This is a genomic window from Pseudomonas sp. ADAK7 (assembly GCF_012935675.1).
In the GTDB taxonomy this organism is placed as follows: domain Bacteria; phylum Pseudomonadota; class Gammaproteobacteria; order Pseudomonadales; family Pseudomonadaceae; genus Aquipseudomonas.
In genome coordinates this window covers 34381-52552 of sequence record NZ_CP052861.1, presented here as the reverse complement: position 1 = coordinate 52552, position 18172 = coordinate 34381, and the positions used below count along the sequence as shown (strand labels likewise).

Below are 18172 nucleotides of genomic sequence, written 5' to 3'. Positions count from 1 at the left end.
ACACACGGTGAGCGTGATGGCCGAACAACGTCCTGACCCGGACCAACTACTGGCCCGGATTCGCGAAGAGGAAGCGCAAGCCAAACGCGGTCGGCTGAAGATATTTTTCGGCGCCAGCGCCGGGGTCGGCAAGACCTACGCCATGCTCGCCGCCGCCCATACTGCGAAGTTGCAGGACATCGAGGTGCTGATTGGCGTGATCGAAACCCACGGTCGCGCCGAAACCCAGGCCTTGACCGAAGGCCTTGAGCTGCTGCCGCTCAAGCGCATCCTCGACAAACAGCGCACCGTCAGCGAATTCGACCTCGACGCCGCCCTCGCCCGTGCCCCGGGCCTGATCCTGATCGACGAATTGGCCCACTCCAACGCCGTCGGCTCGCGGCATCCAAAACGCTGGCAAGACGTGGAAGAGTTGCTCAGCGCCGGGATCGATGTCTGGTCGACGATGAACGTCCAGCACCTGGAAAGCCTCAACGACATTGTCGGCGGCATCACCGGCATTCGCGTCTGGGAAACCGTGCCCGACCATGTGTTCGATACCGCCGACGAAGTGGTGATCGTCGACTTGCCGCCCGACGATCTGTTGCAGCGCTTGAAGGAAGGCAAGGTCTACCTGGCGCAACAGGCCGAGCGTGCGGTGCAGAATTTCTTCCGCAAAGGCAACCTGATCGCCCTGCGCGAACTGGCGCTGCGCCGCACCGCCGACCGGGTCGACAGCGACATGTTGCAGTACCGCCAAAGCAGCGCGGTGAAACCGGTGTGGGGCACCCGCGACTCGTTGCTCGCCTGTATCGGGCCCCATGAACAGGCGGAGAAAACCGTGCGTTCGACGGCGCGCCTGGCCGCTCAGTTGAATGTGCCGTGGCATGCGGTGTTTGTCGAAACCCCGGCCTTGCAGCGCCTGCCAGAAGCTAAGCGTCGTCGGGTGTTGGCAACCTTGAAACTGGCCCAGGACATGGGCGCGCAGATCTCGACCCTGGCGGGCCAGGACATTGCCGAAGCGCTGGTGAAATATGCGCGCATGCACAATCTGTCCAAGGTGGTGCTGGGACGTGACGAACGTCCTCGGCGTAAGTTTTGGCGCCAGGTGCTGGCGGATCGGATTGGTGTGCTGGGCGCGGATCTGGATGTGATTCAAGTGTCGTTGCCTGCTTCCAGCCAGCGCCCCGAGAGCCAGCCTGAAACCCGCGAAAGCCCGATCCTGTGGTCGGCGTATCTGTGGAGCGCCGGGATCTGTGCGGTGACGACGTTGATCGCCCTGCCGCTGGCAGGCGTACTCGAACAGGCCAATATCGTCATGCTGTTCCTGCTGGCGGTCGTCGCTGTTGCGGTGCGCTTTGGTCGTGGCCCGGCGGTGATGGCGGCGTTCATGTCCGTTGGCGCCTTCGATTTTTTCTTTGTCTCACCGCGTTTTTCCTTCGCGTTTGCCGATGTGCAGTACCTGGTGACCTTCGTCGTCATGTTGGTGGTCGCGTTGGTGATCGGGCAGATGACCGCCGGCCTGACGTACCAGGCGCGGGTGGCGCAACGGCGCGAAGACCGCATGCGCGCGCTCTACGATATGTCGCGCCTGCTGTCCGCCGCGTTGCTCACCGAACAGGTGGCCGAGATCAGCGCGCAGTTTCTGTCCGCCGAATTCGGCGCCCGCTCGGCCTTGCTGGTGGCCGATGACAACAACAAATTGCTGGCGCCGATGGTCACTGGCGATGCCCCGCAGGTCGATCTGGCGATTGCGCAGTGGTCATTCGATAAAACCGAGCCGGCCGGGTATGGCACCGACACCCTGCCCTCCAGTTCAACGCTGTACCTGCCGTTGTCGGCGCCGATGCGCGTGCGCGGCATCCTCGCCGTGCAGCCCCGGGACACGACGCGCTTGGTGGTGCCGGAACAGCGGCGTTTGCTCGATACCTGCGCCTCGTTGCTGGCCATCTCCCTCGAACGGATTCACTACATCAACGTGGCCCAGGACACGACCGTGCAAATGGAATCCGAGCGCTTGCGCAATTCGCTGCTGTCCGCCATTTCCCACGATCTGCGCACGCCGCTGTCGGTGATGGTCGGGCTCGCCGAAGCGCTCAAGCTGACCCAGCCAGCGCTGACCGGCGAAGCCGCCGAGATCGCCACGGCGGTGGGCGAATCGGCGCTGCGCATGAACACCTTGGTCAACAACCTGCTGGACATGGCGCGACTGGAGTCCGGCAAAGTGGTGTTGAATCGTCAGTGGCAACCGGTGGAAGACGTGGTCGGCAGTGCCTTGCGTGCGGTGCAGCCGATACTCGGTGGACGTTTGGTGCATGTCGCGCTGGATGATGATTTGCCGCCGGTGCGCATCGACGCAGTACTGATCGAACGCATCCTGATCAACCTGATTGAAAACGCCGTCAAATACACCCCACTTGCTACCACCATCAATCTGGGCGCCTCGGCGACACCGGACACAATCGAAGTGTGGGTCGCTGACGAAGGACCGGGGCTGCCCCAGGGTCACGAAGAAGCGATCTTCAGCAAATTCATGCGCGGTAAAAAGGAAAGTTCGATCCCCGGCGTCGGCCTGGGTTTGGCCATCTGCCGGGCCATCGCCCAGGCCCATGACGGCACCATTGTCGGCGCCACCCGGCCCGAAGGCGGCGCGCGCTTCACGTTGCGCCTGCCCCGCGAAACCCCGCCCGTCATCGAATCCTTCGCCCCGCAGACTGACGAGGAACAGCCATGACCGACTCTGTGCCCCACGTCCTGATCATCGAGGACGAAAAGGAAATCCGCCGCTTCGTGCGCATGGCCCTGCAAGCCGAGGGCCTGGACGTGCATGAAGCCGACACCTTCCACCGTGGCCTGATCGACGCCGGCACCCGCCGCCCCGACCTGATCATCCTCGACCTGGGCCTGCCCGACGGCGACGGCATCGACCTGATCCGTGATGTGCGCAACTGGTCACCGGTGCCCATCATCGTCTTGTCCGCCCGGGGTGCCGAAGCGGACAAAATCCTCGCCCTCGACACCGGCGCTGACGATTATCTGGTGAAGCCGTTTGGCACTGGCGAACTGCTCGCCCGGGTGCGCGCCTTACTACGCCGGCAGGCGAAAGAGGCCGATAACAGTTCAGTGCTGAGCTTTGGCGACGTGCGCATCGATGTAGAACGCCGGGTGGTGGAACGCTCGGGTGCGCCGCTGCATTTGACGCCGCTGGAGTATCGGTTACTGGTACACCTTTGCTCGCATCCGAATCGGGTGTTGACGCATTTGCAACTGCTGAAAGCGGTGTGGGGGCCGTCGCATACGACGGATACGCCGTATTTGCGGGTGTTTATGGGCGGGTTGAGGAAGAAGGTCGAGGTGGACCCTTCGCAGCCGAGGCATCTAGTGACGGAGACGGGGGTTGGGTATCGGTTTATTCCGTGACCCTGTAGGAGCGAGGCTTGCCCGCGAAGAACGATGACGCGGTGTGTCAGGTCCGACGCCTTCGCGAGCAAGCTTCGCTCCTACAATGCCCGGTGCCTACCCAGGCTTGTGGTTGTCCAGTACCCGATTGACCGCCAGCGCACTCAACATGATCACCCGTTGCAGCACCAGCATCGTGTAGCGTCGCGGGCCGTCCGTCAGGTCAACGAGGTCGTTGACCATCTCGCGGGCCGAGGCCAACGATTCGGAGGCGTCGACGAGCAACGTTTCGTCATCCACCGCTGCGTCGATGGTGTAGAAGTTGCTGGATTTGCGGGGCGGTATCTGCGTTTTCGTCGCCCTCGGGTTGAGGTAGAAGTCGAGCGCGCGGTCGGCTGCTTCTTTCATTTTCTTGGGATCAAGATCAAAAGAGGCGTCATAGGGTATCGGATCGATATCCGGGGGGTTGGGCGTAACTTTGAACATAGATGAAACTCCAGTACTGGTTAAATAGGAGCCATCACTTTCGCTACCAAACGAAGAGGTGGAGGCCATACACAGGTTGGTAGACCGGAGTACTGGAACCGGCGCCCCGAGGGGACCCTGCGCATGGCCACCATAAAGCATTGACCTGAAAAAGCGTCTGCATTCGGCTATGCGCCAGTACAACGGGCTACCAAACCCGATCGCTGTTTTTCAGCGACGGGGAAACGATAAAGTCCCGGACCTGGACGCACAAGCCGGCGGATTCTGGCGTACGCGTAGGCAACGGCGCAAGGCGTTGTAGCCGCTTATGACGTAACACCGAGTGTCGTTAAACGCGCCATTAAACACCCGCCTTGGTGGGAGCGAGCGGTGCGGCGATCCGACTTGCCCGCGAAGAACGATAACGCGGGGCACCAGGCCTGACGCCTTCGCGAGCAAGCTCGCTCCCACAGGGGACCTGCGGCGACCACAAATCTTGCGAATGACTCTGAACAAAATGTGGGAGCGGGCTTGCTCGCGATGACAGCGGCACATTCAGCATCTATGTAACTGTCAAAGGCCTCGACACCCATCACTCCTTGACCGCCGCTATTGAATCAGTGGAGTGATAACCACCGCCCAACGCCTTGATCAAGGCCACCTCGCTTTCCAGTCGCTGCCCCTGCAACAGGACCAGGCCGCTGTGCTCGGCCAGCAGTGGCAGGTTCGCTTCCAGTGCCACGACCCGCCCCAACAGGCCGCGCTGGTAATGCGCCTCGGCGCTGTCGCGGTTGAAACGCATGTTGCCGATTCGACTCTGCTGCAACACCTCCTGCGCGTCCAGGCCCTGCAACTTGCTACCGGCCACGGCGACATCGCGTACGGCGTCAAGTACCGCTTGGTTGTATTGCTGCACAAGGCTGTTGCTCAGGCTGCGGGCGTTGGCCAGTTCGGCATTGAGGCGGCCACCGTCAAAAATCGGCAGAGTCATCCCCGGGATAAGGTTGATTTGTCGGCTGCCGTGGTCCCACAAATCCCCCATGTGCAGCGCATCGGCACCGAAAAACGCCTTGATATCGAAGCTTGGATAAAAAGCGGCTTTGGCCGCATCGATGTTCGAATAGGACGACTGCACCAGCCAACGCATGGCCTGTAAATCCGGGCGACGCGCCAGCAGTTCATAACCCAGGCTCTGCGGCACACCATAAGGGTGTTCCGGCAGGGCTCGCGGCGCCAGTGGCAGGGAGTCTTCGGCGCCGGCTCCAAGCAGCGCCCGCATCGCCTCGCGCAGTTGTTGCGACTGGCTGCGCAGGGCGACGATTTGACGATCGATCAGCGCCTGATTGCTCAACGCCTGCTGCCGTTGTGGCTGCGACTCCAGGCCACGTTCGATGAGCGCCTGATGCGCGGCCACCACTTCGGCGGCGATGGTCGACATTTGTTGCAAGTCAGCCAGCAGTTGCTGCGCCGTCTGGATCTGGAAATACAGCAGGGTCACGCCGCTGGACACTTCCAGTTCGACCCACGCCGCTTCGGCCTGACGCGCGTTGCGCACGCCCAGGGCGGCGTCCACTTGCGCGCGCTGCCGCCCCCAGAGATCGAGTTGGTACGCGCCGCCGAGGCCCACGATGCCCTCGGTATACCAAGGGCCGGTGAGGCCGAGCGATGGTTCGTTTTCAGCGAACGGGCCGAGGAAACCATTAGCGGAAACGTGCTGGCGGTTGACCAGGCCAATCAGGTCGACCTGCACGCCGGACAGGGATTTCACCGAGGCGGCCTGGGCGCGAGCCTGATCGATATGGCTGCGGGCGATGGCGATGCTTGTCGACTGGGCGAAGGCCATATCGATCAACTGGTCGAGTTGCGGGTCTTGATAACGTGCCCACCAACGCGATTCGGGCCAACCCTCGCGGGCCAGGTGCAGGTCGTCGGCGAGACGGATGCTGGCCGGGTCACGTTGGGCCGTCAGGGTGCCGTCTTCGCGGATCAACGCGCATCCGCCGACGATCAGGCACAGGCAGAGAAACGCGCACAAACGCGTGCCAGCGTTCATGGCCGCACCGCCGCCAGGGTACCGGTTTCAAACGATTGCCAATCTGGCAGCGAGCCTGCCAAACGACGTAGCTCACGCAGCTCCCGGAGTAATCCATCAGCGCCCGGCCCACCTTCCGCTGGCGGATCGATTGGCGGCAAGCCTTCCACCACAACCGCCTGATCTTGCAGTCGCGCCGCGTAGCTGGTCAGCCAAACCCCCAACCGCTCCTGCTGCCCGTCCAGCCAGTCTCGCAGCGGCATTGGCAATTGAGCATCGATCGCCGCACGGTTGCGTTGCAACTGCCCGGTGAGCAGAAGGATCTGCCGAGCCTTGGCCAGCACCGTCTGAGTGAACAGCGTCAGTTCTTCATGCTCGCCCTGTTGCCAACCAGGCTCCAGAGCGACCCGGGCGAGCATAGCCTCGCAATCGGCGAGCTGACCCCAATTGCGCACACTCTGCTCGTGCAGGTGATCGGTCGATCCGCCAGACGTTGGCGCGCGCAATAATCCGCCGATGCCCTGCAAGGTGGCGCAAAGGCGTCGACGCAAACTGTCACCCTCGCCTTCCGGCCACAACAGGCCATGCACCAGCGTGCTGACCACCACACCGAGAACGATCCCCACCAAGCGGTCGCGGATTTCCGTCAGATCGACGCTCGGGCCGAACTGTTCGAGCAAGGCCAGGGCGAAGCAGAACATGATCTGCAACCCGGCATAACTGATGCGCTCGGAGCCCGCCGCGACCCAGGCACCGAGGCCAATCACTGGCAGGCTCATGGCCAACAGACCGACCAGCGTTTCGAGGCCCGGAATGACAAAGACCATGCACAGCAGCGCCAAGGCACTCCCCACCAGACAACCGCCAATGCGCAGCAGGCCTTTCTGGGTCGAGGCGCCGAGGCTGGGCAAGGCGATGATCACGCAGGTCAGCATCACCGTGTGGATGCCGGGCCAGTCCACTGCGTTGTAGAACACATAGCAGAGCATCGCCGCCAGCCAGGTCTTGAGGGCAAATAGCAGGTAATTGGGATTGCTGAAGGCGTCACTGGCCAGCATCGGCTCTTTCACCGGTGTTTTACTGGCCGGGGTCACGCTGTCGCTGGCGGCCAGGGTGCGCAAAGCGTCGCGCATCTCCTCCAGCGCCGCCGGAACCAGCGGCCGCAACAAGGCCTCGCTGTGCAATGGCGGCAACGCCATGGGATCAAGGTCAATGGACCTGGCCAGCGCCGCACAATCCTCGCGTAACGCCGCCAGTGCCTCGACGTCCGGGACTGGCGTGCTCAAAGATGCAGTCGCGGCATACAGTCGGGACACGCCGGTGATCAGCGCCAGATGCTGCACCTCGCGGGCTCGATAGACAGCATCGCGCATGCTGGCGAACTTCAGCAGTTTATGCAGGCTCAGTACGCCGTGCTGCACGTCAGTCGGGTTGATCACGGGGAGCTTTGCGCGCCCCTCTTCCAGCGCGGCCAGGCATGCGTCGATCTGCGCCAACTGACGCTGCATCGCTTGGCGCAGCAGTTGTTGCGGCTCTTGCGGCAGCAGCAAGGTGTTGACCAGTACGGTCACCAGCGTCGGGTAGACCACGGCCATCCACACCCACAAACAGGCGCGCAGCAACAACTCGGGTTGCGCCACGCTGTCCACCAGGCTCTGCACGTAAATAGTGACGATAGCGACCACGAAAAACAGCGGGCCGAGACGCGTGGCGCGCATGCCGAACATGCTCACCAGGAACACCACGCTGGCCAACAGGATGCGCAGCAGCGGATAGCCGTAGGTGAACTTGAGCAAAAGGATGGCAATACCGATCGCGAGCGTGGCGCTGACGATGAACAAAATGCCGGCCATGCGCGTCAGCACCACGTTGGTCTGGCTGACGAAAAACACCATGATCAGCGACAGCGCCAGCAACGGCAGCTCCAGGCTCATCGCGAGGATGATCACCAGGGTGCAGGCCACCACATTGCGCAACAGCGCATTACCACGTCCGGGAAAAGGTGCCAGCTCCGCAGCAAGGAAGCGCCACTGACGCCCAGGCCCGCCCTCCACCGCTGTCATTGCCGCTGACCTTCAGCGCTGTCGGCATGGATCACCGCCACCGCCGATGCGCCGATGCGGAACAGTTGCGGATCAGGCTGATCGACGCGGATGCGCACAGGGAAACGCTGGGCCACCCGCACCCAGTTGATGGTTCGCGCGACCTTCGGCAGCCCACTGACCTGGGCGCCGCCATCGTCCGGGAAGACGCCGAAGCCAATGGAATCCACGGTGCCACTGAAGGCACGTCGGCTGTCGCTCATCAAGTAGAGGGTGCTGCGGCTGCCGGGATGGATGTGGAACAGTTCGGTCTCGCGAAAATTCGCCACCACGTACCAGCGCCGCGTATCGATCAGGCTGAACAGTGGATGCCCGGCAGCGGCGAACTGACCGTCGGACGTGGTCAGGCCGACGATCAATCCGTCGAAGGGCGCGCGCACAACACTGTGTTCAAGATCCAGTTCAGCACGGGAAACCTGCGCCTGGATCACGGCGCGTTTGGCGACCAACGCATCAACCCCACTGACCGCCGCGGCGGCTTGCTTGACCTGGAGCTGCGCGGCATTCAATTCGGCACGGGCGCTTTTGGCGGCGGTGCGTGCCTGGTCCACCTGCTCTTCGGAAACATAGCCGCGCGACAACAGCGGCTCCATCCGGCGCAAGGTGTCGGCGGTCTGGGTCGCTGCCGCTTTGGCCCGGTCGATACTGGCTTTTACCGCGTCAGAGTTGAACTGCTGGGCATCGACCTGGCGTTGGCTGAGGATGATTTCCTGGTTCAGCGCGATCAGTGACGCCTGGGTCTGGTCCAGAACATCCTGGTAGGGTCGAGCATCGATACGCAGGAGCACGTCGCCCTGCTTCACCTGCTGGTTCTCGTGCACCGGCAGTTCGATAATGCTGCCGCTGACCTCGGGAGTGACGTTGATGGTGTCGGCGTAGGCATAGGCGTCATCGGTGCGCGGCGCATTATCGAGCCGCCAGATAACCCAAACCAGCAACACCAGCGTGAGCCCCAAAAGCAGCAATAGCAGGAGGCGTCGGGGCAGCGTCTTCACAACATTGCTCATAACGGGCGACTCCCGGTCAGGACTGGAAGAACAGCAGCCAGGTGCACAGGGCAAACAGTACGGTCAGCAAGGGGTAGGTCAGCGCGGGTGGCGCCAGCCAGGCACCGAAACCACGCCGAGCCAGCAGTGCGTGGAGCACAAAGGCCAGCAGCACGGCACCGAGGATGCAGAACAACCAGTCGGGGAAATACGCGCCCAGCACGGGCACCGATGGCGCATTGGCACAGGCTGATAGTGCCAGGGTCAGCAGTACGATTCCCCACCGACTCATCAACATCCCTCCATCAAAGGGAATTTATCCGGCTCGATCCGAGTGATTCTTTATAGCCCACAAAAGCCGGAAGTTCATAGCCGTAGCCAGCCGAGAACCGTAAAGGGAGCGTATTTGTTTTTGCTGATCGAACACGATCCCCCGCAAGAGCCAAGCGGCGGCCCGACTTGCCCGCGAAGAACGATGATGCGGTGTACCAAGTCTGACGCCTTCGCGAGCAAGCCCGCTCCCACAGGGACCTGCGTCGGCCATACATCTTGCAAACGACATCAAACCAATGTGGGAGCGAGCCTGCTCGCGAAGCCGGTGGCACAGTCAGCATCCATGTCGCTGACATCCACAGGTTAACGCCCCAAAGCCGCCTCAATCGCCGCAATGTCGATTTTGCCCATCGTCATCATGGCGTCGAACGCGCGCTTGGCTTTCGCTTGATCGGGGTCGGTGACCGCAGCGGTCAGGATGCGTGGGGTGATCTGCCACGACAGTCCCCATTTGTCCTGGCACCAGCCGCAGACGTTTTCCTTACCGCCATTTCCGACAATCGCGTGCCACAAGCGGTCCGTTTCAGCCTGGTCGTCGGTCGCCACCTGGAACGAAAACGCCTCGTTGTGCTTGACCCCGGAGCCGCCATTGAGCCCGAGGCACGGGATACCCATCACAGTGAATTCGACCGTCAGGACGTCGCCCTGCTTGCCCGCCGGATAGTCGCCCGGCGCGCGATGCACCGCGTCTACCGTGCTGTCCGGGAAGGTTTTGGCGTAGAACGTCGCGGCCTCCAGCGCGGCGCCGTCGTACCAGAGGCAAATGATGTTTTTGCTGACCATTTCGGTTCTCCAACATTGAGACTGACCCCGATCATTCTAGCTGCGCATTTTCCGCACCGATGGTCACCGGTCCGGGCCAGTCGCCAAGGGCGATCTATACTCTTCAGTTGGTTATCGCTTTGTCATGCAATACGTCGACACCCGTGCGCTGTGGGCGCACCCGTGCCAATCGCCAACGTAACCAGCCCGAGTCCGTGCGTCGTGTCGCCCAGGATCGAACGACCGGTCGTACTCAATGGCTTTGTGGCTGATGGGTTATGGAGAACATCATGAAATATAAGTTTTTTTCAGGCGTTGTATTGGCGCTCGCGGCGACGGTGGTAATGCCCGGTGCCTGGGCTGCACAGCCGCAAGCCTTGGCGGCGGATGGGTCGGATCGTGTTGGTGCTAGAGCGGTGGCTGCTGATGGTTCGGATCGAGTTGGTGCTGGAGCAGTGGCAGCAGACGGTTCGGATCGAGTCGGTGCTGGTGCAGTTGCCGCTGATGGCTCGGATCGCGTTGGCGCCGGTGCAGTGGCAGCTGATGGCTCGGATCGCGTTGGCGCCGGTGCAGTGGCAGCAGACGGTTCGGATCGAGTCGGTGCTGGTGCAGTTGCCGCTGACGGCGCTGATCGAGTCGGTGCTGGCGCTGTTGCTGCGGATGGCTCAGATCGCGTTGGCGCCGGAGCGGTAGCCGCTGATGGTTCAGATCGTGTCGGCGCCGGAGCGGTGGCCGCTGATGGTTCAGATCGTGTCGGCGCCGGAGCGGTGGCCGCTGATGGTTCAGATCGTGTCGGCGCCGGAGGGGTAGCCGCCGATGGCGCGGATCGTGTGGGTGCTGGTGCAGTTGCCGCTGATGGCGCGGATCGTGTGGGAGCCGGGGCGGTTGCCGCTGATGGCTCGGATCATGTTGGCGCTGGTGCGGTTGCCGCCGATGGCTCGGATCGTGTTGGCGCTGGCGCGGTTGCCGCTGATGGCGCGGATCGCGTTGGTGCCGGGGCAGTGGCCGCTGATGGTTCGGATCATGTCGGTGTCGGGGCGGTTGCGGCTGATGGTTCGGATCGTGTGGGTGCCGGGGCGGTTGCCGCCGACGGCTCAGATCACGTTGGCGCTGGTGCAGTGGCGGCGGATGGTTCGGATCATGTCGGTGCCGGCGCGCTCGCCGCAGATGGCGCAGATCACGTCAACGCCGCTCGCCTCGCCTATTCCCGCAGTGGCATCGGTTCGGATCGAGTGGCATCCTCGCTGATGGACGGTAGTTACTCCGACCAGTTCAACGCTCCGATCAACCAGTAACGGACTCTTTCACTGAGGGAAATGACCGCTTATGACGACGCAAACCGAAACCGCCATCCTGGCCGGTGGCTGCTTCTGGGGCATGCAGGATCTGCTGCGACGCTACCCCGGCGTGTTGTCCACGCGGGTGGGTTATTCCGGTGGCGATGTGCCGAACGCGACCTATCGCAACCACGGTAACCACGCGGAAGCGATCGAGATCGTGTTCGACCCGCAGCAGATCAGCTACCGCCAGATCCTCGAGTTTTTCTTCCAGATCCATGACCCGACGACCCAGAATCGCCAGGGCAACGATATCGGCGCCAGCTATCGCTCCGCCCTCTTCTACCTCAACGATGAGCAGAAACGGGTGGCCGAGGACACCGTAGCCGACGTCGAAGCCTCCGGCCTCTGGCCCGGCAAGGTGGTCACTGAAATCACCCCGGCCGGGCCGTTCTGGGAAGCCGAACCGGAACACCAGGACTACCTCGAACGCTTACCCAACGGTTACACCTGCCACTTCATCCGCCCAGGCTGGAAACTGCCCACGCGCGGGTAATCACTGAACAGAGGCGGCTCAAATGAGCCGCCTCTTTGGTTTTACGCTTCGGCTTGGGCAACCCGTCAATCCAGCGGACGCCAGGCAGCGCCGCTCACGCTCAACGTCATGCATTAAAAAGAACGCCACAGGGATTGGGTTCAATATTTTAAACTGACACCCTTCAAGACCTGACAGGCCGAGTAACAACATGAATCGTCGTAAAAAAATAACCCAGTTATTAAAGGCGCACGCCAAAAAGGCCAGTGCCAAATTGGCACCGGCAAACAAGTCCAAATACATCAGCAAAGCCGACCGGTTGAAACTGGCTGCCGAGCCCGGCCAAGACGCAATTGTTCCAGCCAACGACGCTGTCGAGTGAAATCGCGTCCGCATAAAGAACGTGAAATTTTCAGGGCCGTGTCCGCGTTATCGAACGCTGCCTGGACAGGCGCAATACCGGCTAATCTAAATAGACACGCCCACCAACTCGCCGCCAGCCTGTTGATCCAGGGGGACATGGCATGACCGGAAAAACAGCGCGCCACGGCTTGTCATGGGGCCTTCCCTTCCTGCTCGCCATCACCCTTGCACTGATAGCAGGATGTAGCGGCCATCGCCATTCGGCCGCCAGCCTCGGCTCAAGCTGCTATGCAAAAGCGCTACCGACTTCCGGCGAAGGCGGCCTGGCCTGGGGCGACACCCTGAGCATGGCGCGCAAAAAGTCGCTGAATAATTGCATGCGTTATGCCGGCCGATCCGGTGGCACGCCGAGTACTTGCCAGGTGGTGTTGGCGGAGTGCAAAAAATAACAGCGCTCGATCCGGCAGCGACCGCTCATTGAACGGCGCCTCCGGATAACCCGCTGACTCAGGCCTTGGCCGCCATCGCGGTCACTTCCACCCGCATGCCTTCGACCGCCAACGCAGCGACGCCCACTGCGGCGCGGACCGGCCACGGCTTGGCGAAGAAGCGCTTGTAAACCTCATTGAAGGCGGCGCGGTCGGCCATGTCGGTGAGGTAGATGGTCAGGTGCAACACCCGATCCATCGAACTGCCCGCGCCTTCCAGCGCCACCTTCAGCGCCTGCAAGGTGCATTCACTCTGCTCAACGATACCGCCCAGCTCCAGGCTGCCATCCGCGTGGGTCGGAATCTGCGTGGAAACCAGCAGGCCGCCAAAACCGGCGACGTCGGAGGAGATGGATTCGGCGTCTGGATCGGGGGTGAAAGCGATGTCTTGGTTGGCCATGGGGATCTCTTGTTCGAAGTGATAAAGGGCCGCCAGTTTACAGCTCATCGACGGCTTGTTCGCTGATTGGCGCAAAAAGCGCAGTCCCGACCACTCGTCGGCCAGCACCCAACGCCCCTATTGACACCCCTTTGCGTCTGCGCGACTATTATTTCCATCGGATGCGATATAAACGTATACGATAACAAAATCACACCTAATGCAATTTTGAGGATTCATCCCATGAGCAAGATCGAAAAAGTCCTGGCCAGCGGCAAAACCCACACCACCCTGAGCAGCGCTGGCACCACTTCGCGCGGTCATAACGGCAGCGTCGACATTCAGCTCTCCTCGCCGGGCAGCGCCAAACTGGTGCACGAGTTCAAGGCCATCCAGCCGCACCCGACTGCCGAGCAATTGTTCGCCGGCGCCTGGTCCGCCTGTTTCATCGCCGCCGTCGGCCTCGCGTCCAAGCAATTGAATATCGAGTTGCCGGCCGATCATGCCGTCGACATCGAAGTCGATCTGGGCCAGACCGGCCAGGCCTACTTCCTCCAGGCTCGCTTGACCCTGCGCGTACCGGGCCTGTCGCACGATGACGCGAGCGCACTGGTGCATGCCGCCGACAGCATCTGCCCGTACTCGAAAGCGATCAAAGGCAACATCGACGTGGCCCTGAACGTGCTCACGGCTTGAGGCCCTGTGTGGGCTTGAGAACAACCGACCTCTTAAAAGCACCATATATATCGCATGCGATATAAGCGCATACGAAAACAAATCGAACCTTTCAGGAATCATCATGAGCAAGATTGAAAAAGTACTGGCCAGCGGCAAAACCCACACTACCGCCAGCAGCGCCGGCACGACTTCGCGCGGTCATAACGGCAGCCTCGACATTCAGTTGTCCTCGCCCGGCAACGCGAAACCGGCCCACGTGTTCTCGGCCGTCCAGCCGCACCCGCATGCCGAGCAACTGTTCGCTGGCGCCTGGTCGGCCTGCTACACCGCCGCTGTCGGGCTGGTGGCCGGTGAGATGAACGTGGTGCTGCCGTCCGATTTTTCGGTCGACATTGAAGTCGATCTCGGCCAGACCGGCGACGCCTACTTCCTCCAGGCGCGCTTGACCCTGCGTGTGCCGGGCCTGGCGCACGATGTGGCGACGACGCTGGCGCACACCGCCGACCAGATCTGCCCGTACTCGAAAGCGACACGAGGCAACATCGACGTGGCCCTGAACGTTCTGACGGCGTAATACTCCGGGCCGGTTTGGCGAGACTCTGCTCGTCAAACCGGCTTGCCGCCACGAACTTGAGCACTTCCGACACAATCGCACCCGATGTATATTCCACGCATTCGAGCCATCAACCGACGGCCAAAGAGGATGCCCATGAAATCCAAAGACACCACGCTGGCCGCTGACCTGAAGCTCTCCGACTTCCTGTGTTTCGCGGTCTATTCCACCAATCTGGCGTTCGGCAAAGCCTATAAGCCAGTCCTCGAGCGGGTCGGGCTGACCTACACGCAATACATCACCATTGTGGCGTTGTGGGAGGAAGATAATCAGACCGTCGGCAGCCTCGGCGAAAAGTTGTTCCTGGAATCGAACACGCTCACGCCGATCCTGAAAAAGCTCGAAGCGATGGGTTATTTACAGCGCCAACGCGACCCCGAGGACGAGCGCCAAGTGCGGATCAACCTGACGCAGGCCGGTCGCGATTTGCGTGAAGACCAGCCGCAATTGAGCCCGGACACCACGGGGCTGACCCAAGACGAATTTACCCAACTGCAGAAAGCGATCGTGCGGCTGCGCAGTAACGTCATCAAGTCGACGAAAGACGAGTGACCGCTCACCGCCCTGCCCTGACCGCCCGCGAGGTGTGCCAGTTATTGCGCGATGCCGCGCTGGGCATTCGCGCTTTGCAGTGCCTCGATCAACCCTGCGCCTCCGGCCACGTAACGGTTGATATCGAGGGTTGGCGCCTGACCCTCGACTTCGACGGCAATCATCTGCGCCACTGCCAAAGCTGTCGGGCCCCGGACGGCCGTGAAGGTGCTTTCGACACCTGGCAACGTTACGGCACCGACCCGGTCAGCTTGCTCAGCACCTGGGAATTGGCGCAGATCGAGCGCTTGCTGGCGCCTGACTAAGCGTAAGCCCCGACCACCCACTTCACTTTTTCCAGGGCCAGACGCAGTGCGCCCATTTCTGCCGAGCCCAGCGCCAGGCGGATGGCATGGGGCACATGAGCGGAAATCGCAAACGGCTCGGCGGTCGACACTGACACCTGTTCATGCATCAACTCCACGACAATCTGCTCTGCCCGCGCATCCTCGGGCAGCGGCAACCAAAGAAAATAGGATGATGGATGACCCACCCACGGCAGCCCCGCCAGCACCTCCCGGGCCATCGATTGCCTGGCTTGCGCGTCCAGACGCTTTTCCGCTTCCAGCTGTGTGACGGTGCCGTCGTCGAGCCATGTGCTCGCGATGGCCGTCAATACGCCGGGGGTGTTCCAGGTGGTCGCCCGGATCGCTCGTTCCAGTGCGGGCACCTTTTCAACGGGCGCGGCAATGAAGCCGACGCGCAGCCCGGTGGCGACACTTTTCGACAGCCCGGACACGTAAACCGTCCGCTCGGGAGCCAGGTGCGCCAACGGTGCCGGCGGGTTTTCGGCGAGAAAAGCGTACGCCGCATCTTCAATAATCAGCAGGTCATGCTGGCGCGCAATCGTCACCAGGCCTTCACGCTGAGTAGCGTCCATCACCCATCCCAGCGGGTTGTGAATCGTCGGCATCGTGTAAACGGCGCGCACCCGTCTTTGGCGGCACAGACGCTCCAGGGCTTGCAGATCAGGTCCGTGGTCGAGCACCGGAATCGGCAGCACTTCCAGATGCAGCGACTCGGCCAATACCTTGAACCCCGAATAGGTCAGCGCATCGGCGGCAATCACGTCACCGGGTTGCAGCAGCGCCATCATCGTCACCGCCAACCCATGCTGGGCACCGCTGACCACCAGCACTTGCTCGGCCTCCACCGTCAGCCCTCGCGTGCGCAGATGCCGGGCGACCGAAGCGCGTTCATGCAGACGCCCCGCGTGGGGTTGGTAGCGCAGCAACGACTCAAGATCACCGGACGACGCGAGCTGACGCAGCGCACCGCGCAGCAGGTCGGCCTGGCCGGGAAGCGAGGGGTAGTTGAAGTTGAGATCGGTCATGCCCACGGCAACGACTTTCTGGTCCATGCCCAAGCCCGGCGGCAATGAGGTTTCCCGCACGAATGTGCCGCGCCCGGTTTCCCCACTGACCAGGCCCATCGCTTCGAGCTCTGCGTAAACCCGAGACGCGGTCACCAGCGCGAGCCCTTCCGTCGTCGCCAATTGGCGGTGCGTCGGCAATCGCGTACCCGGCAACAGTTTTCCCGACCTGATATCAGCCGCAAAAGCATCCACTAATGTCTTGTACCGTGAGCGAGGCATGCGGAAATGTATCCATGACGATTTTTTGATTGTCGTGATATTCGATCATACGATGAATATCCGCAAATTGAGCCGGACCTCGCCATGGAACAGACATCGAAGCTGCAAACCCCGTTCACCGAAAGGACCGCGAGCGGATGGCTCAATGGGCTGATCGGCGTGATCATTTTCAGCGCCTCGCTGCCCGCGACACGCCTGGCCGTGCTGGAATTCGATCCGGTGTTCCTGACCGTTGCCCGGGCGACCATTGCCGGGCTGCTGGCGCTTTGTCTGTTGGTGCTGTTCAAGGAAAAGCGCCCCGCCAGACATCAACTGCTGCCCTTGGCCATCGTCGCCATCGGCGTCGTGGTGGGGTTTCCGCTGCTGACCGCGCTGGCGTTGCAATACGTGACCTCGGCGCATTCCATCGTTTTCGTCGGCCTGTTGCCGCTCGCCACCGCGGTGTTTGGCGTGTTGCGCGGCGGTGAGCGGCCGCGGCCGGTGTTCTGGTTTTTCTCTGTATTGGGAAGCCTGTTGGTGGTGGGTTTCGCGGTGTCCCAGGGGCTGACGGCTTCCCCGGCCGGCGACCTGCTCATGCTGCTGGCGATCATCGTCTGCGGCCTCGGCTATGCGGAAGGCGCGAAGCTTTCAAAAACACTGGGCGGCTGGCAGGTGATCAGTTGGGCGCTGGTGCTGTCGCTGCCGGTCATGGCGTTGCTGACCGTGCTCATGGCCCCGCCTTCGTTCGCCACCATTTCGACACCGGCGTGGCTGAGCCTGGCTTATGTATCGGTCTTCAGCATGCTGATCGGTTTTGTATTCTGGTATCGCGGGCTGGCTCAAGGCGGGATTGCCGCAGTCGGCCAGCTTCAGTTGCTGCAACCGTTTTTTGGCTTGGCGCTGGCGGCTACGCTGCTGCATGAGCAGGTCAGCCTGGGCATGCTCGGGGTGACGGTGGCGGTGATTCTTTGTGTGGCTGGGGCGAGGAAATTTTCTAAATAGACACCGGGTGCAGCCCCCCCGTATGAGCGTCATCAGAGGTTATCTATTGCTCTCTAACCCGGCGGATGCGGTAGCATTGCCCGTTTGCAGCAAAGGGAAATGCTGATGCAGCGCATCGTGATACTGGGTAACTCGGGGAGTGGCAAATCCACCTTGGCGCGTGAAATAGGCAAGCGTCTTGATGTGCCGGTGGTCCACCTCGATACGCTGTTTTGGGAACCCGATTGGGTCGAAGCGGATACCGACATTTTCCGCGCACGGGTTCGGCAAGCTGTCGCCGGGGACGCCTGGATTTGTGAGGGCAATTATTCCACGAAGACCTTCGCGCTAAGGCTGCCTCGGGCGGAGCTCATCATCTGGCTCGATACACCGCGCACCACCTGCTTACGGCGAGTCATACTGCGCAGCGTGCTGAACCGGCCACGCGCCGATCTTCCGGCAGGCTGCACCGAGAGACTGGACAAGGCATTTTTCGGTTTTCTGAAGTATGTCTGGGATTTTGACCGCACGAGACGCCCCCGCACCGAGGCTTTACGCCTGGCCATCGGGCCGCTGATTCCGGTTGTTCACCTTCGCAGTGCGGCACAGATTTCTGAGTTTCTGGTTGGTCTGGAT

At 61.8% G+C, this 18172-nt stretch carries 20 protein-coding genes and 1 pseudogene; 13 read left to right on the top strand and 8 right to left on the bottom strand.

Annotation, left to right across the window (positions count from 1 at the left end; all coding sequences use genetic code 11):
* Positions 1 to 16: 16 nt before the first annotated feature.
* Positions 17 to 2713, top strand: coding sequence for a two-component system sensor histidine kinase KdpD (gene kdpD, locus HKK53_RS00320; RefSeq protein WP_169368792.1), 2697 nt, complete (start codon positions 17 to 19; stop codon positions 2711 to 2713).
* A complete protein-coding gene (locus HKK53_RS00315; protein ID WP_169368791.1) occupies positions 2710 to 3399 on the top strand; it encodes a response regulator in 690 nt (229 codons plus the stop codon). The genes kdpD and HKK53_RS00315 overlap by 4 nt, the downstream gene beginning before the upstream one ends.
* A 96-nt stretch (positions 3400 to 3495) precedes the next feature.
* Here HKK53_RS00315 and HKK53_RS00310 read toward each other — a convergent pair whose 3' ends face one another.
* The 6 genes from HKK53_RS00310 to HKK53_RS00285 all read right to left on the bottom strand — a co-directional run bounded on the left by HKK53_RS00310 (position 3496) and on the right by HKK53_RS00285 (position 10079).
* Positions 3496 to 3864 (bottom strand): DUF6124 family protein, encoded by a 369-nt coding sequence (locus tag HKK53_RS00310; RefSeq protein ID WP_169368790.1) that lies wholly within the window; start codon positions 3862 to 3864, stop codon positions 3496 to 3498.
* Positions 3865 to 4435: 571 nt separating this feature from the next.
* Entirely contained in the window at positions 4436 to 5896 is a 1461-nt protein-coding gene (locus HKK53_RS00305) for an MdtP family multidrug efflux transporter outer membrane subunit (protein WP_169368789.1), read from the bottom strand.
* Entirely contained in the window at positions 5893 to 7938 is a 2046-nt protein-coding gene (locus tag HKK53_RS00300) for an FUSC family protein (protein WP_169368788.1), read from the bottom strand. Before HKK53_RS00300 ends, HKK53_RS00305 begins: the two co-directional genes overlap by 4 nt.
* Complete coding sequence (gene mdtN / locus HKK53_RS00295) at positions 7935 to 8984, bottom strand: multidrug transporter subunit MdtN (protein ID WP_169368787.1); 1050 nt, start codon at positions 8982 to 8984, stop codon at positions 7935 to 7937. Before mdtN ends, HKK53_RS00300 begins: the two co-directional genes overlap by 4 nt.
* Positions 8985 to 9000: 16 nt before the next feature.
* Positions 9001 to 9255 carry a YtcA family lipoprotein gene (locus HKK53_RS00290; protein WP_169368786.1) on the bottom strand — a complete coding sequence of 85 codons (255 nt, stop codon included), beginning with the start codon at positions 9253 to 9255 and terminating at the stop codon, positions 9001 to 9003.
* 344 nt (positions 9256 to 9599) lie between these two features.
* The gene (locus HKK53_RS00285) at positions 9600 to 10079 is read right to left on the bottom strand and encodes a VOC family protein (RefSeq protein WP_169368785.1); all 480 of its coding nucleotides are present in this window, start codon (positions 10077 to 10079) and stop codon (positions 9600 to 9602) included.
* Positions 10080 to 10484: 405 nt separating this feature from the next.
* On the opposite strand from HKK53_RS00285, the gene HKK53_RS00280 reads away from it, so the two are divergent.
* The 5 genes from HKK53_RS00280 (at position 10485) to HKK53_RS00260 (ending at position 12682) form a co-directional block, all read left to right on the top strand.
* Positions 10485 to 10751 (top strand): hypothetical protein, encoded by a 267-nt coding sequence (locus HKK53_RS00280; RefSeq protein ID WP_169368784.1) that lies wholly within the window; start codon positions 10485 to 10487, stop codon positions 10749 to 10751.
* A 123-nt stretch (positions 10752 to 10874) separates the two neighbouring features.
* Positions 10875 to 11306, top strand: coding sequence for a hypothetical protein (locus HKK53_RS00275; RefSeq protein ID WP_169368783.1), 432 nt, complete (start codon positions 10875 to 10877; stop codon positions 11304 to 11306).
* A 78-nt stretch (positions 11307 to 11384) separates the two neighbouring features.
* The gene (gene msrA / locus HKK53_RS00270; RefSeq protein ID WP_169368782.1) at positions 11385 to 11891 is read left to right on the top strand and encodes a peptide-methionine (S)-S-oxide reductase MsrA; all 507 of its coding nucleotides are present in this window, start codon (positions 11385 to 11387) and stop codon (positions 11889 to 11891) included.
* A 190-nt stretch (positions 11892 to 12081) separates the two neighbouring features.
* Positions 12082 to 12252 (top strand): DUF2986 domain-containing protein, encoded by a 171-nt coding sequence (locus tag HKK53_RS00265; protein ID WP_169368781.1) that lies wholly within the window; start codon positions 12082 to 12084, stop codon positions 12250 to 12252.
* A 142-nt stretch (positions 12253 to 12394) separates the two neighbouring features.
* Positions 12395 to 12682 carry a hypothetical protein gene (locus HKK53_RS00260; RefSeq protein WP_169368780.1) on the top strand — a complete coding sequence of 96 codons (288 nt, stop codon included), beginning with the start codon at positions 12395 to 12397 and terminating at the stop codon, positions 12680 to 12682.
* 58 nt (positions 12683 to 12740) lie between these two features.
* Here HKK53_RS00260 and HKK53_RS00255 read toward each other — a convergent pair whose 3' ends face one another.
* Complete coding sequence (locus tag HKK53_RS00255) at positions 12741 to 13121, bottom strand: RidA family protein (protein ID WP_169368779.1); 381 nt, start codon at positions 13119 to 13121, stop codon at positions 12741 to 12743.
* Positions 13122 to 13343: 222 nt separating this feature from the next.
* On the opposite strand from HKK53_RS00255, the gene HKK53_RS00250 reads away from it, so the two are divergent.
* The 4 genes from HKK53_RS00250 (at position 13344) to HKK53_RS00235 (ending at position 15248) form a co-directional block, all read left to right on the top strand.
* Positions 13344 to 13796: an Ohr family peroxiredoxin gene (locus HKK53_RS00250; RefSeq protein ID WP_169368778.1), complete on the top strand. Its 453-nt coding sequence runs from the start codon at positions 13344 to 13346 to the stop codon at positions 13794 to 13796.
* A gap of 103 nt (positions 13797 to 13899) precedes the next feature.
* Positions 13900 to 14352 (top strand): Ohr family peroxiredoxin, encoded by a 453-nt coding sequence (locus HKK53_RS00245; protein ID WP_133839824.1) that lies wholly within the window; start codon positions 13900 to 13902, stop codon positions 14350 to 14352.
* A gap of 135 nt (positions 14353 to 14487) precedes the next feature.
* The gene (locus tag HKK53_RS00240; RefSeq protein WP_169368777.1) at positions 14488 to 14943 is read left to right on the top strand and encodes a MarR family winged helix-turn-helix transcriptional regulator; all 456 of its coding nucleotides are present in this window, start codon (positions 14488 to 14490) and stop codon (positions 14941 to 14943) included.
* Positions 14940 to 15248, top strand: coding sequence for a DUF7693 family protein (locus HKK53_RS00235; protein WP_169368776.1), 309 nt, complete (start codon positions 14940 to 14942; stop codon positions 15246 to 15248). The genes HKK53_RS00240 and HKK53_RS00235 overlap by 4 nt, the downstream gene beginning before the upstream one ends.
* Here the strand turns inward: HKK53_RS00235 and HKK53_RS00230 are convergent.
* On the bottom strand, positions 15245 to 16576 hold the full coding sequence (locus HKK53_RS00230) for an aminotransferase-like domain-containing protein (protein WP_169368775.1): 1332 nt from the start codon (positions 16574 to 16576) through the stop codon (positions 15245 to 15247). The two genes, HKK53_RS00235 and HKK53_RS00230, sit on opposite strands and share 4 nt — an antisense overlap.
* Before the next feature lie 84 nt (positions 16577 to 16660).
* On the opposite strand from HKK53_RS00230, the gene HKK53_RS00225 reads away from it, so the two are divergent.
* Together HKK53_RS00225 and HKK53_RS00220 are read left to right on the top strand one after the other, a co-directional pair.
* A complete protein-coding gene (locus HKK53_RS00225) occupies positions 16661 to 17557 on the top strand; it encodes a DMT family transporter (RefSeq protein ID WP_169368774.1) in 897 nt (298 codons plus the stop codon).
* Positions 17558 to 17662: 105 nt separating this feature from the next.
* Positions 17663 to 18169: pseudogene (locus tag HKK53_RS00220) on the top strand (AAA family ATPase); the annotation flags it as partial.
* Positions 18170 to 18172 lie beyond the last annotated feature (3 nt).